Here is a 16,371-nt window from a genome sequence, read left to right on the forward strand (position 1 = left end):
CTTCAACTATCTGAAACCGCCAGCGCGGGCGCGCGGACGTCGTCGGGCCGTTGCGCCTCCCGGCGCTCGATCCAGCTCAGCGCCGGCGTCGTCATCAGCGTGGTGACCAGCGCGACCAGCACCAGCACGGTGAACAGGGACGGGTTCACGATGCCCGCCTCCAACCCGACGTTCAGTGCGATGAGCTGCATCAGGCCGCGGGCGTTCATCAGCGCGCCGACCCGCAGCGCCACACCGGACGGCTCACCGCGGAGCCTCGCCGCCGCCCAGCAGGCACCGAACTTGCCGGCGATCGCCACCGCCACGCAGGCCAGCGCGAACAGCAGCACCGGCAGCGAACCGAGCAGCCCGAACTCCGTCCGCAGCCCCGAGTAGGTGAAGAACAACGGCAGGAAGAGCGTCGCGGCGACCGGGGTGAGCGTGTCCACGACCCGGTCGGTGTTGTCGGTGCGGGGCATCACCACGCCGACCGCGAACGCGCCGAAGACCGCGTACAGCCCGATCTCGTCGGTGTACCAGGCGACCAGGAACAGCAGGGCGACGGTGCCGAGCAGCCGGGCGCGGTCGCCCAGGGCGCGGTGGGTCATCAGTGTGGAGGTGACCGCGCGCCCGCCGAGCCAGAGCACCAGTCCGAACAGGACCGCTCCACCGGCCGTGACGATCGCGGGGCCGGCCTCGCCGGAGGCGAACGCCAGGACGGCGGCCAGCATGATCCAGGCGGCCATGTCGTCGATCGCGCCGCTGGCCAGGGAGAGCGTGCCGTGCCGGGTGCCGGCGTGCCCGTGCTCGGTGATGATCCGGGCCAGCATCGGGAACGCGGTGATGGCCAGCGCGACGCCGACGAACGCGGCCGAGACCCCGAGTGACGTCCCGTCGGCCCGGATCGGCACGGCGCCCGCCGTCACCAGCACCAGCAGCACCCCCAGCACGAGCGGCGCGGTGACCCCGGCCAGGGAGATCACGCCGGCGGTGCCGGCCAGCCCGGTGACCCGGTGGGCGCTGAACGCGTACCCGGCCTGGAACATGAACAGCACCAGGCCGACCTGACCCACCACGTAGAGGACCGGCAGCAGCGGGGCCGGGAACAGGGCGTTCTGCACGTCCGGCAGGAGGAGCCCCAGCAGCGACGGGCCGAGCAGCACGCCGGCGAGCATCTCGCTGACCACGGCGGGCTGGCCCGCCTTGCCGAGCAGCCAGGCGACCCCCTTGCAGAAGATCAGGATCACCGTGACCGCGATGAAGAACCGCGGCGCCAGCTCCGTTGGTGTCATCGGACCGCCCTCTCGAAGTAGTCGGTGCACAACCGCTGCCTGCGGGCGTCGAGCACCATCCAGGTGCCGAACACCAGTTGCCGGACGCTGCGGCCCACGTCCGCCCACCGGTCCCGCGACCGCATCGCGGCCAGCCGCAGCCGCCCCGGACCGGTGCACCCGGCCGGAGTCAGATACGCCGGACCGCGGCTGGGCAGCGAGCGGGTGTGCGAGGCCGAGGAGGTCAGGACGTACCGGCGCAGCACCTCGCGGGTCGCGGCGCGCAGCATCACCGGCGCGACGCCGCGGGCCGGGCAGGCCCGGTTCGCGGTGACCCCGTACGGGATGAAGTGCGCGTCGCCGCGCCTGAGCGTCAGCCACCGGTCCGGGTCGAACCGGTCGTCCCCGGCGGCTCCGCCGCGGTGGAACGCCAGATAGTTGAAGAGCAGTACCGTCCCGGCGGGCAGGGACACGCCGGTGGGCAGCGTGATCGGCGCCGACGTGATCCGGTGCGCCACGCCGAAGAGCGGATGCACCCGCAGCGTCTCGTCGATCACCCGGTCCAGCGCCTCGTCGTCGTCGAGTCCTCGCTGGAGATCGGGATGTGTGGCGAGGGCGAGCAGCACGTGCGCCATCGCCTCGGACATCTGCACCACGGCGGTGTTGAAGAAGGCGCCCTGGAGATACCAGGCCGTCTCCTGCACGGTGAACGGCGGCGGCAGCGTCACCGGGCAGGTACCCGCCTCGATCCGGTCGCGCAGATAGGCGGTCAGCCGGTCGCGCCGCCGCATGTGCCGCAGGCCGGTGCACTTGAGCCCGTTGACCACGTCGTCGGCGTTGGCGACGATCAACGCCCGCGCGTCAGGGGGGCACGCCTCACCGAAGACGAGTTCGTAGTAGACCTCGGCCCAGACCGGCATCATCAGGTCGCGCAGCCGTACGTGGCTGGTCCGGCCGGCCGGCAGCCGGTCGAGCACCCGCCCGGTGGCGGCGGTCGCGAGGTCGTCGCAGCCCTGACGGCGTACCGCGAGCACCCGCCGCGTCGTGGCGGCCACGGTCCGGTAGCGCTCCCCCGGCTCCAGATGTTCCTGGTGCATGTGCGGTCCGGGCGCCAGCCAGTACCAGAACAGGTCCGACAACCCGGCTCCCCGGCTGCGCCCGTCCGCCGCCGGATCGGCGTACACCCGCTCGAAGTGCTCCATGCCGACGGTGGGGCCCGGCACCGGTACGCCCTCGACGCCGTTGACCTTGACGAACACCCACTCCCGCAGCCGGACCACGGTCCGGGGCAGCCAGTACGGAACGGTCCACGCGATCCCCGCCAGGATCGGCAGGGCGATCAGGACGTTCATCCGCATGCCACCGTGGCGATCAGGTCACCGCGCAGGTCGGCCGGACCGGTGACGCCGGCCAGCGCCAGCGCCCGGTCGAGGTCGGCGTGCAGCAGGTCGAGCACGTGGCGCACCCCGGCGGCGCCACCCACCGCGAGCCCCCACAGCACCGGGCGGCCGACCAGCACCGCGCTCGCGCCGAGCGCCAGCGCCACCAGGACGTCGGCTCCCCGGCGGACGCCGCCGTCGAGCAGCACCGGCAGCCGACCGCCGACCGCCTCGACGACGGCCGGCAACGCGTCCAGGGTGGCGAGCGCCCCGTCGAGCTGCCGGCCGCCGTGGTTGGAGACCAGCAGACCGTCGAGACCGTACGAGACGGCCAGCGCCGCGTCAGCGGGATGCAGCACCCCCTTCAGCAGGATCGGCAGCGTGGTGACCTCGCGCAGCCAGGCGATCCGGGCCCAGTCCAGCCCGGCGTCCATCCCGATGTCGCGCACCCGGCCGCTCGCGTCGCGCATGTTCTCGCAGACCAGCCCGGGCGGCAGGTCGGCGAAGCCGTGCCGCAGATCGCGTTCCCGCCGGCCGAACACGGGTGAGTCGACGGTGACGACCAGGGCCGAGCAGCCGGCCGCCTCCGCCCGCCGCACCACCGACGCGGTGAAGTCGAGATCCGCCTGCGGATAGAGCTGGAACCACAGCGGCCCTCCGGCGGCGGCGATCTGCTCGACCGGCCGGGTGGCCGCCATGCTGACCACCATGATCGTGCCCGCCTCGGCGGCGGCGCGCGCGGTGGCCACCTCGCCCTCGGGGTGGGCCAGCCGGTGGAACGCGGTCGGCGCGATCAGCACCGGCATCGAGATCCGCGTGCCGAGCAGCGAGGTTCCCAGGTCGCGCCGGCCCGCGCCGCGCAGGACGCGGGGCACCAGGTAGCGCCGGGCGAACGCCGCCTCGTTGGCGCGGACCGTGCGCTCATCGCCGGCCCCACCGGTGAAGAAGTCCCAGTGCACCGGGTCCAGGCGGCCCCGCGCGTCGGCGGCCAGCTCGGCCAGGTTCAGCGCCGGGCCGTCCAGGGCGGTGCCGTCCAGCGGACGCATCTCAGCCCTCGACGCCGCTCAGGCAGCGGTCGACGAACGCGACCAGCGGCGCGACGTGGGTCTCCGGCCGATCCCACCGGTTCTCCAGGTTCTCCGCGAGGTGGTGCGTGGCGACGACCCGGCCCGCCCGGTGGTGGCGGACGACCGGATGCAGGTACGCGGCGTCGTGGGCCTGGCCGGCGACGTCCTGGGCGATCCGGCTGACAGTGACGTCGAACGGATCCACCCGGTCGTGCTCGGGCCCGTACTCGAGCGTGACGACGAAGGCGTCCGTGTAGTCGTGGTCAGCGGTGCGCAGGCCGGTGCCGGTGAAGTACTCGACCGGCACCTCGTCGTGGTAGCGCGCGTCGGATCCGGCCACCGTGACCACGTCGCCGAGGAAGCCGAACTGCTGCCACAGGGCGGAGGTGCGGTTGACCCGCGCGACGACGGCGTCGGCGATCAGCTCTCCGGTGGCGTCCAGCTTCTCCGCCGGCCACGGCGTGTCCCCGTACCGTCGCTCCAGGATCCGGTGCAGCGCCCGGACGGCATACCGGAAACCGTGGATGAACCCGCTCGTCGAGCGTTTGAAGTCCCGTTCCTGGCTGATCGTGCCGGCGAAGTAGAGGCCGGGCACGTTCACCGACTCCCACTCCGGGGTCTGCGCCGGGAAGCGGTCCCGGATCGCGAGCGCCGGACGGCAGGTGTCGTCGAAGACTGACGCGTCGAAGGCGAACCCGGTGCAGGCGAGCACCCGGTCGTACCGCAGTTCCTTGACCACCTCGTCCGCGCGGGAGAACGAGAACGTCACCTTGTAACCGGCACCGTCGCGCTCGATCCGCCTGACGTCGCCGTCGAGGATCGCGTTCGCCGACTTGAGCTGGTACGTGTCCAGGAAGTTGTTGTTCACCGCGCGCAGGTGACCCACGTAGTGCGTACGCCAGGCCATCCGCACCGAACCCGGCCCGGCGAGGTGGATCAGCGTGGTGGTCTCCATGAGGTTGTCCGCGGTCTCGAACGCGGAGTTCCCCTTGCCGATGATCAGCACCTTCTGGTCGACGTAGTCGCGCGGGTCGACGGACATCTCCGCGTACTGTTCGGCGAGTTCCAGCCCGGGGATCTCCGGCCGGTACGGCTGGGAGACGCCGGTGGCGACGATCAGCCGGCGCGCCCGGAAGACCTCCTCCCCCGCCCGGGCCTCGAACACCCCGTCGACCTTGCCGATCGACGTCACCCGGGTGCCGTACCGGACCCGTACCCCTGTCTTCGCGGCGAAGTCCGCCAGGTAGCGGACCATCACGTCGGCGTCGGGGAAGTACCGTTCCGTGTAGCCGGTGAACCGCAGCGCCGGGTCGTCGCTGAGCAGTGAGTTCCAGTCCAGCCGCAGGTTCAGCTCCGGGTCGTCCGAGCCGGTGTGCGGCTTGTTGATGGAGATCAGTTGCCGGTGGCGGGGAAAGGTGGCGAAGAACGCCCCCGGGATGTCCGCCTGTTCCAGGACCAGGTAGTCGCGCTTGCCGTCGGCCTCCAGCAGAGCCGCGAGTTGCAGGCCCGCCGGCCCGGCCCCGACGATCAGGTAGTCAAGCGTCATGTGCGCCCACTCTCAGGAGAAAGAAACGGAGAAATCCGCGATCACGTCGGCCGCGCGCCGCACGTCACCGTCCAGCGGCCGGTCCGGGTCGACCGGCGGTACGACAGCGGCCACCGCCGCGAGCGCCGCGGCGCAGCCGGACGCGGTCGGCTCACGCGCCCCGACGTACGCGGCCTGGCGCAGCCCCAGCGCGAGCGACCCGACGACGAGGTGCAGCAGCCGGGCCTGGTCCAGTGCCCGCAGCGCGGCCTGGGTGCCGAGCGGGACCACGTCCTGGTTGTGCAGGTTGGTCGGCACGCTCTGCATGCTCGCGGGCATGGTGTCCCGGCGGATCTCGGTGACCAGCGCGGTCGACGCCAGCTGCACCCCCTGGAGCCCGTGCTGCCGGCCCGGCCCGGCGGCCAGCATCGGCGGCAGGCCGCCGTTGCGGTTCGGGTCGACGAGCAGGTCCAGTTGCCGTTCGGCGAGGTTCCCGACCTGCGCCGTGACCATCGACAGCACGTCGGCGGCGAACGCGGCCGGCTGCCCGAAGAAGTTGCCGCCGTGCACCACGAGGTCGTCGTCGGGAAAGAACAGCGGGTTGTCGGTGACGCTCGCGAGGTCGGCCGCGACGACGGCGTCGACGTAGCGCAGGGCGTCCTCGGCGGCGCCGAGCAGTTGCGGCGTGCACCTGATGCTGTACGGCTCCTGCAACGGGCGCGTGCCGGACGCGACGAGTCCGTCGCTGACCCGGCGCATCCGCGCGCCCACGTCGGCCGCGCCCGGATGGCCGTACGCGCGCAGCAGCCGGGCGTCGAGGAACTGCGTGTCGCTGCCGAGCAGATCGGCGAGCAGGCAGGTGAGCACCTGGACCGCCCGGTGCGCGGCGCGGACCGTGTCCAGCGCCAGCGCCGTCGCCGCCGTGGTCAGGGATGTGCCGTTGACCAGGGCGAGAGCGTCCCGGCCGTCCAGCGGCAGGGGTTCCAGCCCGGCCCGCTTCAGCGCCTCGGCCGCGGGCATCCGCACCCCGTCCAGGTAGGCGTGGCCGCGGCCCCGCAACGCCTGGGCGGCCGCGCCGAGCGGGATCAGGTCACCGCTGGCGCCGACCGAGCCCAGCCGGGGCATCGCGGGGACGAACGTGGTCGCGAGCATCGCCGCGAGGGCGTCGATCACGTGCGGGGACACGCCCGACGCGCCGCGGGCCAGCGACGCGGCCCGCAGCAGCAGCGTCGCGCGGACCACCTCCGGATCGAGGTCCGGGCCCTGACCGGCGCCGAGGTGGGCGAGCGTGTTGTCGGCCTGGTCACGCAGGTCGGCGCGGCCCGCGTACCCGACGAGGGCGCCGAAGCCGGTGGTGGCGCCGTACACCGCGCGGTCGTCGCCGAGCACGGTGGACAGGAACGTACGGGCGGCCGTGACCCTGTCGCGGACCTGCGGTCCGGCCACGACTTTGATCGGGTCACGGGCGGCGCGGAGATCGGCGATCCGCAGTGGGACATCGAAGTCCACCTCTGTCGTCATGCGATCGCACCCTAGAGACGAATTCTCAGAACGCTCTGAGATCGGGTCGCTACGTTGCGGCGCATGACGCTCGACTATCTGATCATCGGAGCCGGACCGGCCGGGTTGCAGCTCGCTCACCTGCTCGAGCGCGACGGCCGCGACCATCTGGTCCTGGAAGCCGGCCCGGCGCCGGGCACGTTCTTCACCACCTACCCCCGGCACCGGCAACTCATCTCGATCAACAAGGTCTGGACCGGTTCCGACGACCCGGAGTTCAATCTGCGCGCGGACTGGAACTCACTGCTCACCGACGATCCGGCGCTGCTGTTCAAGAACTACAGCCGGCGCTACTTCCCGGACGCCGCGGACCTGGTGCGCTACCTCGCGGACGTCGCCCGCGGCCTGCGGGTCAGGTACGGCACCCGGGTGTCCCGGGTCGCGCACGACGGCGACCTGTTCACCGTCCACGCCGGCGACGACACCCTCACCGCCCGCCGCGTGGTCGTCGCCACCGGCGTGTCCCAGCTGTACGTGCCGCCGATCGCGGGCGCCGAACTCGCCGAACGGTACGACACGGTCAGCGTCGACCCGGACGACTTCACCGACCAGCGCGTCCTCATCATCGGCAAGGGCAACTCCGCCTTCGAGACCGCCGACGCGCTCGTCGAGACCGCCGCCGTCATCCACGTCGCCGGCCCGCACTCGGTCAAGCTGGCGTGGCAGTCGCACTACGTCGGGCACCTGCGTGCGGTGAACAACAACTTCCTCGACACGTACCAGCTCAAGTCGCAGAACGCGGTCCTCGACGGCACCGTGGAGCGGATCGCCCGGCGCGACGACGGCGGTTACCGGATCGACTTCCGGTACGCCCGCACGGTCGAGGCGATCCGGCAGATCGACTACGACCGGGTGATCCTCTGCACCGGATTCCGGTTCGACGCGAGCATCTTCGACCCGTCCGCCCGGCCCCGGCTCGTCATCAACGACCGCTTCCCCGAGCAGACCTCGGCGTACGAGTCGGTGAACGTCCCCGGCCTGTACTTCGCCGGCACCCTCACCCAGCAGCGCGACTTCAAGCGCTCGACGAACGGGTTCATCCACGGCTTCCGGTACGGCGTGCGGGCCCTGCACCGGATCCTCGACGCCCGCCACCACGACACGCCCTGGCCGGCCACGCCACTGGAGGTCACCCCGGAGGCGATCACCGACGCGATCATCGCGCGGATCAACCGCACCTCGGCGTTGTGGCAGCAGTTCGCCGTCCTCGGTGACGTCGTCGTCATCTCCGGCGACACCGCGCGGTACCACGAGGAGGTGCCGGTCGCGTACCTGCACGACGGCGGCCTGGGCCCGGAACCGTTCGCGTTCGTGGTCACGCTGGAGTACGGGCCGGACCACGACCAGGTCGACCCGTTCGACATCACCGTGCCGCGGATCGCCGAGAACGACGCCGCGCACGCGCACGACGCCAGCTACCTGCACCCGGTCGTCCGGGTCCACCGTGGCGGCCGGGTCGTCGCCGTGCACCACCTCGCGGAGAACCTGGAGAACCACTGGAACCTGCCGGACGTCCACCACCAGCCGCTCGTGCTCTTCGTCAAGGGCGTGCTCTCCGATGCCGGCTGAGGTCTGGCCGCAGCCCGTACTGGACCTGCTCGCCGCCGGTGACGACCGGCCCGTCTTCGAGGACGGCGACCGGACCGTCACCACGGCCCAGACGTACCGGATGGTCCGCCGCATCGCGGCCGGTCTCCGGGCCGCCGGCGCGGGGCCCGGCGTCGGGGTGGCCCTGCGGCTCGGCGTCACCGCGGAGGCGTTCGCGACGATCATCGCGGCGTTCGCGGTCGGCGCCCGGGTCTCCGGGATCCGCCCCGACCTGACCCCGGCCCACCGCGCCTGGCAGCTCGGCGGCAACACGCTGCTGGTCGACGACGCCCGGGTCGCCGGACTGGCACGCACCCCCGACGACGGAAGGCCGCTGGTCGCCGCCGGACGCCCGGACGACGTCGCCCGGATCATCTGGACCAGCGGCAGCACCGGCAGTCCGAAGGGCTGCGCGCAGACGTACGCGGCGATGAGCGCGGCCTGGGCGCCGTACCCGGATCGCTGGCCGCCGGCGGTCGCGGACCTCGCCACCCGGCTCCAGCGTTACCTCGTCTTCGGTTCGCTGAGCAGCCAGGTGATGCTGGAGTACGGCATCCTCACCCTGGCCGCCGGCGGCACCCTGGTCGCGGCCCGTCCCCCCGGCCTCCCGGGAATGATCGCCCGGCACCGGGCGACCGCGAGCGTGATCACTGTGGGCAAGCTGAACCAGCTCGTGCGGGACCAGCGCACCGATCCGGCCGACCTGAGCAGCCTGCGGGCCCTGCTGGTCTCCGGCTCCCCGCTCCCACCGGGCCGGCTCGCCGAGGCGCTCGACGTGCTCGGCCCCGTCGTCTTCCACGGCTACGGCCAGACCGAGACCGGCATGATCACGATGGTGACGCCGGGCGAGATGCTGGCGTACCCGGCCGCGCTCGCCTCGGTCGGCCGCCCTCCCCCGGTGACCACGCTGTCCATCCGGGACGCCGACGGCCGACCCGCCACCGAGGGGGAACTGTTCGTCCGGACACCGGCGCAGGCCGCCGCCTACTGGAACGATCCGGTCGAGACCGCCGAGGTGTTCACCGACGGCTGGGTCCGCACCCGCGACCTGGCCCGGCTGGACGGCGACGGCTACCTGCACCTGCTCGGCCGGATCCGGGACGTCGTCATCGTGCAGGCCAACCTGGTGTACGCCGGCCCGATCGAGCGGGTCCTCGCCGCCGACCCGACAGTCGCCGAGGCGTACGTCGTCGGCCGTCCCGACGACGTCACCGGGGAGGCGGTGCACGCGTACGTGGTGCCGGCCGCCGGTTGCGTGCCGGACGCCGGGCGGTTGCGTGCGGTGGTGGCGGAGGCGCTGGGCGAGGCGTCGGTCCCGCGGACGATCCAGCCGATCGACCGGGTCCCGGTGGCGACCAGCGGGAAGCCGGACAAGCGCGCCCTGGCGTACATGACGACCGGCTGACCGCGGCCCTCGGCGCGGTCGGGGTCTACTACCAATTCTTAGTAGTTCCCCTAGGATGGCGACCGCATCAGGTCGGAGCGATGGGCGTCGGGTCCAGGTCTCCCCGACGAAGGGACCATCAGTGCCTCTCCCGCGGCGTCATCGGTTGCCGGCGCGCGGCGTGGCCCGGTGGGTGCTGCTGGTGTGGCTGGCGTTGTGCCCCACCGTGTTCGTGGTGCTCGGCTCCGCGTCGCCCGCCGCCGCGCACTTCAAGCTGCTCAAGGTCGTACCGGCGGACGGCGCACGCGTGGACGGCGCGGTAGCGGAGATCCGGCTGACGTTCAGCGCCCCCGGCACGCCCACAGCGGCCGGCTTCAAACTCTCCCGCGAGGGCGCTGCCGTCCCGGTGACCAGTCACACCCCCGACGGGGGCCGTACGTGGCTGGTCCACCCCTCCGCCGCGTTGACCGGCGGGGAGTTCACGCTGCGCTGGAGCGTGGCCGCCCCGGACGCCCATCCGCTGACCGGCGACGTCACGTTCACCGTGGTCCCGGCCGCCGCGCCGCCGGGCGCGACCGCCACGCCTCGGCCCACCGCCGGTGCGCAGGGGCACGCCGGTCACGGTGGACCGGGCGTTCCGTCGGCGTCTCCACCGACCCACTCCGGCGCTCACGCAGTGGGTCACACCGCCGACGCCGACCAGGGTCCGGTGCGGCTGGTCGGCACGGCGGGGCGCTGGCTGTCCTACGGGGCGATCCTGCTCGGCGTGGGCGGTCTCGTCTTCGCGCTGACCACATTGGTGGGGACGCGCAGCGACATCCGGCTGGTCCAGGTCTGGGTGCGGGCCGCCGGGCTGACGGTGGCGGCCGGCGTGGTGCTCGAACTCGCGGCGCTGGCGGCGGTGTTCGGCGGGGACGGTCTCGCCTCGGCGGTCAGCGTGCAGGCGTTGACCGCGCTCGGCCGTACGCCGGTGGCCGCCGGGCTGGGTCTGCGGTTCGCCGGCGCGGCCGGGTTGCTCGTGGCCGGTTCCCTGGATGCGGCGCTGATCCGGGGTCGGCACGCGGCCGGGCGGCACGCCGTGGCCACAGTCGCCGCGATCCCGACCGCCCCTCGCCCCCTGGTCGTGCCGCCCGCCGGCGACGCGAGCGGCGAGGAGACGCAACGGGTACGCGCGCGAGCGGTCCGGCCGGTGCTCCTCGGCGTCACGGTGGCGCTGCTGGTCGGTTCGTTCCTGTTCGACGGGCACACCGTCACCGCCCGGCCACGGGCCATCGTCGTGGCGGCGGACGTCGCGCACACGGTCGCCGCGTCGGTGTGGGTCGGCGGGGTTCTGCTCCTGGCCGCGCTGCTGCTGGGGCGTGCGCGCCTCGGTGTGCCGACGGGCGCGGCCGAGATGGCGGTGCGGTTCTCCGTTCCGGCAACGGCGGCGGTGACGCTCACGGGCGTCGCCGGTGCCGCGTTGACGGTGGCGATCCTGGACCGGCCCGCTCACCTGGTGAGCACCGGTTGGGGGCAGGTGCTCCTGGTCAAGGTCGCGTTGGTGGCGGTCGTCGCAGTCGTCGGGCTCTACAACAGCAGGCGGGTGGTACCCCGGCTGGACGATCCCACCCCGGACGGCATGCGTCGCCTGCGCCGCACGGTGCTGGCGGAGGCGGTGCTGATGGTGGCCGTCCTGCTGACCACCGCGATCCTGGTGAACGCCGGCACGTAGGTCGCGCCCGCGCTGCCGGGGCGGTCCGGGGGTCTACAGGCAGAACAGGATGCCGGTGACCACGCCGGCGCCCAGAGGGGCGGCCAGGGCGGTCGAGGCGAGCACGGCGCGGGCGAGCAGGTCGCGGCGGTGCGGGCGGCGCCCCTGGAGGCGCTGGAGCCGGATGGCCACGTCGTCGCCGGCCATCGACAGCGCGGACGGCGGGTGCGGCGCGCCGGCGAAGGTCAGCAGCGCGTCGCGTACAGCGGTCGGGCCGCACTCGCGGACGGCGGCGGCGTCGGCGCGCAGTTCGACGAGCAGGCGCACGGCCGCGGGCGCCTGGCGGGTCAGGGGCAGCCACGGTACGGCGGCCGCGAGCCCTTCCACGGCGGCCACCAGGAGGTGGTGGCGTTCTCGCAGGTGTGCCCGCTCGTGGCTGAGCACCGCGGCGAGCTGGTCCGCCGGCAGGTCACCGGCGGCACTGGCCAGGACCGTCAGCCCGCGGGATCCGCCGAGGCTGTAGGCCATCGGGGTCGGGTGGGGGATCCACAGCACCGCCGCCTCGCCGCGCTCCGACGGGCCGCCGGCCAGCGTGAGCAGGTCGGCGTGGGCGCGGCGGGCACGGTGGGCGCGCAGGGCCCGGCGGGCGCAGGTCGCCGTGAACCGGGCGAGCACGACCAGCAGGACCAGCGCTGCGGCCGCCCCGGCGATCTCGTCGACGGCGGGCGGCCGGCTGGGTTGCGCCCAGTGCCAGCAGATGCGGGCGAGGTCGTGCAGCGCCCACCGCCGGGTGCTGCCCGGGGCGAGGAGCATCACGGTGGCGAGGACGAAGGTGGCGGTCACCGCGACGATCAGGCCGAGCCAGCCGAGCAGCATCGCGACGGGGTCGGCGACGTGCCGGAAGCACAACCGCAGCACGGCGGGGCCGCAGCAGGCGACCAGCGCCGCGCCGGTGACGAGGGCGAGCGCGAGGCTCACGCCCCGGACTCCCGCTCGTCCAGGACCTGCCGCAGGATGTGCAGTTCGTGGTCGGAGGCGGACCGGGCGAAGTGCAGGAGCACCAGGTCGGGGTGGGTGCTCGTCTCGACGACCCGGCGCAGTGTCCGCGCGATGATCTCCTCGCGGGTGCCGGCGGCACGGTAGCGGTAGGCCTTGCCGTCCTTCTCCCGTACGGCCCAGCCCTTGCGGTGCAGGTTGTCCAGCACGGTGAGGACTGTCGTGTACGCCAGGGCCCGGTCGGTGGTCACCGCGTCGAGGACGTCGCGTACGAGCACGGGCTCGGGGGCACGCCACAGGACGTCCATCACTGCCGACTCGAGTTTGCCCAGTTCCGCCACGTGCTCTCCCTTCGTGCCGGTCAGGGTACGTCAGGTGTCGTGGCGGTGCGGCCGGTCCCGACGCCGAGGCCGGGACCGGCCGCACCCGGCCGTCTACAGGCGGTCGAGGATCTTCCGCAGGGTCTGCACCTCGGTGGCCTGATCCGCCGCGATCCTGGCGGCGAGCGCCTTGGCCTCGGGGTTGCGGCCGTCGGCCTGCTCGGTCCTGGCCATGTCGATGGCGCCGTCGTGGTGGGCGATCATCATCTCGGCGAACATCTTGTCGAAGGCGGCGCCGTTCGCGGCGGCGAGGTCCTTCATCTGCTGCTCGGACATCATGCCGGGCATCCCCGAGGTCATCCCCGGCATGTCGTGCCCGGGCGTGGCGCTCATCCCGGGCATGCTGTGGTCGCCGGGCAGGTCGGTGGGCTTGCCCCAGGCCGTGAGCCACCCCTTCATGGTGGTGATCTCCGGATCCTGCGCCGCCTTGATCCTGGCGGCCAGGTCCTTCAGTTCGGTGTCGCTCGCGCGCGTCGGGGCCAGGTCGGCCATCGTGACCGCCTGCTGGTGGTGCGGGATCATCATCTGGGCGAACATCACGTCCGCGTCGTTGAAGGTGACGCCGGCCGAGGGCGAGGCGCCCGCTGCGGAGCTGCTGCCGGTGCCGTGCGTCATGCCGCCGGTGTCGTCGCCGCCGCAGGCGGCGACGGCGAGCAGGGCGGACAGGGCGACGCCCGCGAGGGCGGCGCGGCGCAGGATGGTCGGTTTCATCGGTACGTGGTCCTTGTCGTGAGGTGTGCCGGAACGGAGTCGTCGGGTCCGGGCGGGACGCCGGACCGTGCTCTCCTCACGTGCGCAGGACCGTTGCGGCGCGCAGTCGCAGCCCGATGGGCGGGCGGGGTGGACCCCGGTCCGGGCGGTTGACCCGGGACCAGGGGCCGGCCGGCGTGCCGGCGCCCCGGCGGCGTCGGCGTAGCAGGGCCAGGACGCCGAGGATCAGGGCGCCGCCCAGCACCGCCAGGCACACGGTGAACGCGTGCAGGCCGTCGCGGTGCCCGGGCGAGCCGCCGTCTCCGGGTGCGGCGTCGGGCGCGGCGGCGATCTCGTGGCCGGTGCCGGCGGCGTGGCCGGTGCCGGCGTGGGCGGCGCTCGCGTGAACGGCGCTCGCGTGGGCGGCGTCGGGTCCGGCCGGGTGACCGAAGGTGTGCATCCCGAACACTCCGAACGCCACGGCGACGAACAGCGCCGACCGCAGCAGCGGGTGTACGCGTCCCATCCCACCCCCTCCGCTCGTCCGGCCCGGCATCAGCGTCTACTACAGGCGCATAGTAGATGGGATATCACGGCGGCCGGGCACGGGGAGGGCGAACGCGTACAACGCGCCGGTCGGGAACTCCTAGGTGACGCGGTAGGCGGTGTAGCGCACCCGGTCGGCCTCACGGATCGCCGACGCCACGAAGACGGACTGCTCCAGCACGGCCAGCGCGGGCACCGACGTCTCCAGTCGTACGCCCAGCCGGAAGTAGTACTCGGCCGGGTCGACCTCCTCGCCGCGCAGCAGCGCTTCGAGGACCGCCGGGCGGCCGCTGCGGACGCCGAACGTCCGGATGTAGACGTGACCGCCGTCCGCGGTGCGCGCCGAGTAGCGCGTGTCGATCTCGATCGCGCCGTCGGGGCGGACCACCTGCCAGTCGGCGCCGCCGGGAAGGATGTCGGCCTCGAACAGGCCGGTGACCCGGCCGCCGACGATCGGCACGACACGGCGGTGACCCGCGCGGGTCGTCCCGTGGTCCTCCAGCACCCCGAGCCGGGCCTCCACCTCGAACGCAGCCTCCAGACCGGGCACCGGCGGGGCGCTCACGGCGTCCGGCCGGCGGGTCGGCGCGTACTCATGGGGTGTCCTTGGGCTGCGCGAGGGCGTCGCGGAGGCGTTCCAGCGCGGGCACCGCGGCGGCGAGGGCCGCGCGGTCCGCCGCCGGCAGGGTGGCGGCGGCGCGGGCGACCAGGTCTCCGCTCGCGAGGTCGAAGCGGTCGAACAGGTCGAGGGCCTTCGGGGTGGCGAGGACCTCGACGTGCCGGTGGTTGCCCGGACGGGGGCGGCGCTCGACGAGACCCCTGCCCTCCATCGTGGTGAGCAGGTTGCTGACCGTCGAGCGGCTCAGCCGGAGCCGTTCGGCCAGCTCACCGGGACCGGAGACGGTGCCCCGGGGCAGGGCCCGCACGATCTCGATCTGCGCGTCCGGGATCTCCGGCAGGTGCTCGGCGGCCCGGGCGGCGGCGAGCAGCGTGCGGCGCAGCGGTGAGATCACCGACGCCAGTCGCGCGGCGTCCAGCTCGGGCGGTTCCGGGCCGGTCACGGCAGGACGCCCGAGAAGACCGTCGGCGTCAGGGAGGCCCGTTCGTTGAGGTCGGCGGGCAGGAAGCCGGCCGCCTTCTTGTATCCGGTGGCGATCTCGGTCAGCTCCTCCGGTCCGATGACGTCGTGGATGTCCGCGAACCCGTCCGGCGCGCGCTCGCGGGCGAGCACCATCACCTGTTCCGGGCCCTGCCGCCGGTTGCTCAGCACGAGCGCGGTGGTCGCCGGCCGCCGGTCCGCCTCGTAGGCGTCGAGCGCCACCCGCACCGTCGGCGCGGTGGCGAGGTGGAAGGCGAGGGTACGCGCGTCCAGGATCGCCTGCGACGCCCCGTTGGAGCCGTTGGGATACATCGGGTGCGCCGCGTCGCCGAGCAGCGTGGTGTTCCCGTGGGTCCACGTGTCGATCGGGTCGCGGTCCACCATGGGGTATTCGAGGATCTCGTCGGCGGCGGCCAGCAGTTCCGGCACGTCGAGCCACGGGAAACGCCAGCCCGCGAAGAGCGAGACGACCGGCGCGGGGTCGACCGCCCGGTTCCAGTCCGCGTTCGGCCCGGCGAAACCGGGCCCGCGCCGCTCCGCTACGACATTGATCAGGCCGGCGCCGATCGGGTACGCGACGAACTTCTGTTCCGCGTCCCCTGCCATGATCATGGTTCGCCCGTCCAGGAATCCGGGCGCTCGCGCCGTCCCCCGCCACAGCGTCAGCCCGTTCCAGAGTGGCGCTCCCTCGCCGGGATGATGCTGCCGGCGCAGCTCGGAGTGGATGCCGTCCGCTCCGACGATCAGGTCACCCGCGACGCTCACCTCCCCGGCTGCCGTCTCGAAGCGGGCGACGCCGTCCCGGACGCCGACGAGCCGGTGCCCGGTGTGCACCGCGCCGGCCCTCAGCCGTTCCCGCACCACGGCGAGCAGTTCCATCTGGAACCGGCCGCGGTGCACGGAAAGCTGCGGCCAGCGATATCCGGCATCCCGTCCGCGCGGCTCGCTCCAGATCTGCTGGCCGTAACGGTTGTAGTAGGCAAGCGTGCCGGGTGCGGCGCCCAGCCTTTCCACGCGTTCGCCGAGGCCCAATTCGGTCAACTCCCGGACGGCGTGCGGAAGCAGATTGATCCCGACGCCGAGTGGGCGCAGCGCGGCGGCGCGCTCGTAGACGGCGATGTCACGGAAGCCGGCTTGATGCAGGCTGAGCGCAGTGGTCAGGCCACCGATACCAGCGCCCACGATCACGATCGCCAAGTCGTCGCTCCCTCCGCCACC

Annotated in this window: 15 protein-coding genes; 3 read left to right on the forward strand and 12 right to left on the reverse strand. The window is 73.3% G+C overall.

The features are described from left to right. Window positions 1-2 precede the first annotated feature (2 nt). The 5 genes from ACN27C_RS27710 to ACN27C_RS27730 are packed head-to-tail and all read right to left on the reverse strand — an operon-like array spanning window position 3 to window position 6,742. Window positions 3-1,271: a cation:proton antiporter gene (locus tag ACN27C_RS27710; protein ID WP_422749145.1), complete on the reverse strand. Its 1,269-nt coding sequence runs from the start codon at window positions 1,269-1,271 to the stop codon at window positions 3-5. Next, a complete protein-coding gene (locus tag ACN27C_RS27715; protein WP_422749147.1) occupies window positions 1,268-2,602 on the reverse strand; it encodes a cytochrome P450 in 1,335 nt (444 codons plus the stop codon). The genes ACN27C_RS27710 and ACN27C_RS27715 overlap by 4 nt, the downstream gene beginning before the upstream one ends. Beyond that, window positions 2,599-3,675 (reverse strand): alpha-hydroxy acid oxidase, encoded by a 1,077-nt coding sequence (locus tag ACN27C_RS27720; RefSeq protein WP_422749149.1) that lies wholly within the window; start codon window positions 3,673-3,675, stop codon window positions 2,599-2,601. Before ACN27C_RS27720 ends, ACN27C_RS27715 begins: the two co-directional genes overlap by 4 nt. Before the next feature lies 1 nt (window position 3,676). Continuing rightward, on the reverse strand, window positions 3,677-5,242 hold the full coding sequence (locus ACN27C_RS27725; RefSeq protein ID WP_422749151.1) for an NAD(P)-binding domain-containing protein: 1,566 nt from the start codon (window positions 5,240-5,242) through the stop codon (window positions 3,677-3,679). A gap of 12 nt (window positions 5,243-5,254) precedes the next feature. Beyond that, on the reverse strand, window positions 5,255-6,742 hold the full coding sequence (locus ACN27C_RS27730) for an aromatic amino acid ammonia-lyase (RefSeq protein WP_120570409.1): 1,488 nt from the start codon (window positions 6,740-6,742) through the stop codon (window positions 5,255-5,257). 63 nt (window positions 6,743-6,805) lie between these two features. Between ACN27C_RS27730 and ACN27C_RS27735 the strand changes: the two genes are divergently transcribed. From ACN27C_RS27735 to ACN27C_RS27745, 3 genes are all read left to right on the forward strand, one after another. After that, window positions 6,806-8,350 (forward strand): NAD(P)-binding domain-containing protein, encoded by a 1,545-nt coding sequence (locus ACN27C_RS27735; protein WP_422749153.1) that lies wholly within the window; start codon window positions 6,806-6,808, stop codon window positions 8,348-8,350. Continuing rightward, window positions 8,340-9,773, forward strand: a complete 1,434-nt coding sequence (locus ACN27C_RS27740; protein ID WP_422749155.1) for a class I adenylate-forming enzyme family protein — start codon at window positions 8,340-8,342, stop codon at window positions 9,771-9,773. The genes ACN27C_RS27735 and ACN27C_RS27740 overlap by 11 nt, the downstream gene beginning before the upstream one ends. A gap of 121 nt (window positions 9,774-9,894) precedes the next feature. After that, the gene (locus ACN27C_RS27745; RefSeq protein ID WP_422749157.1) at window positions 9,895-11,463 is read left to right on the forward strand and encodes a CopD family protein; all 1,569 of its coding nucleotides are present in this window, start codon (window positions 9,895-9,897) and stop codon (window positions 11,461-11,463) included. Between the two features lie 33 nt (window positions 11,464-11,496). On the opposite strand, the gene ACN27C_RS27750 is transcribed toward ACN27C_RS27745, so the two are convergent. The 7 genes from ACN27C_RS27750 to ACN27C_RS27780 form a co-directional block, all read right to left on the reverse strand. Continuing rightward, window positions 11,497-12,420: a M56 family metallopeptidase gene (locus tag ACN27C_RS27750; RefSeq protein WP_422749159.1), complete on the reverse strand. Its 924-nt coding sequence runs from the start codon at window positions 12,418-12,420 to the stop codon at window positions 11,497-11,499. Continuing rightward, window positions 12,417-12,779, reverse strand: coding sequence for a BlaI/MecI/CopY family transcriptional regulator (locus tag ACN27C_RS27755; RefSeq protein WP_252448705.1), 363 nt, complete (start codon window positions 12,777-12,779; stop codon window positions 12,417-12,419). The genes ACN27C_RS27750 and ACN27C_RS27755 overlap by 4 nt, the downstream gene beginning before the upstream one ends. Before the next feature lie 93 nt (window positions 12,780-12,872). Further along, the gene (locus tag ACN27C_RS27760) at window positions 12,873-13,529 is read right to left on the reverse strand and encodes a DUF305 domain-containing protein (protein ID WP_422749161.1); all 657 of its coding nucleotides are present in this window, start codon (window positions 13,527-13,529) and stop codon (window positions 12,873-12,875) included. 76 nt (window positions 13,530-13,605) lie between these two features. Beyond that, entirely contained in the window at window positions 13,606-14,034 is a 429-nt protein-coding gene (locus ACN27C_RS27765) for a DUF6153 family protein (RefSeq protein WP_422749163.1), read from the reverse strand. Between the two features lie 120 nt (window positions 14,035-14,154). Beyond that, complete coding sequence (locus ACN27C_RS27770) at window positions 14,155-14,619, reverse strand: DUF3237 family protein (RefSeq protein ID WP_422749165.1); 465 nt, start codon at window positions 14,617-14,619, stop codon at window positions 14,155-14,157. 28 nt (window positions 14,620-14,647) lie between these two features. Then, the gene (locus ACN27C_RS27775) at window positions 14,648-15,115 is read right to left on the reverse strand and encodes a MarR family winged helix-turn-helix transcriptional regulator (RefSeq protein WP_120570413.1); all 468 of its coding nucleotides are present in this window, start codon (window positions 15,113-15,115) and stop codon (window positions 14,648-14,650) included. Then, complete coding sequence (locus tag ACN27C_RS27780; protein WP_422751681.1) at window positions 15,112-16,341, reverse strand: flavin-dependent oxidoreductase; 1,230 nt, start codon at window positions 16,339-16,341, stop codon at window positions 15,112-15,114. Before ACN27C_RS27780 ends, ACN27C_RS27775 begins: the two co-directional genes overlap by 4 nt. Window positions 16,342-16,371: the final 30 nt, after the last annotated feature.

Source organism: Micromonospora sp. WMMD1219, from assembly GCF_049315215.1.
GTDB lineage: Bacteria > Actinomycetota > Actinomycetes > Mycobacteriales > Micromonosporaceae > Micromonospora > Micromonospora tulbaghiae.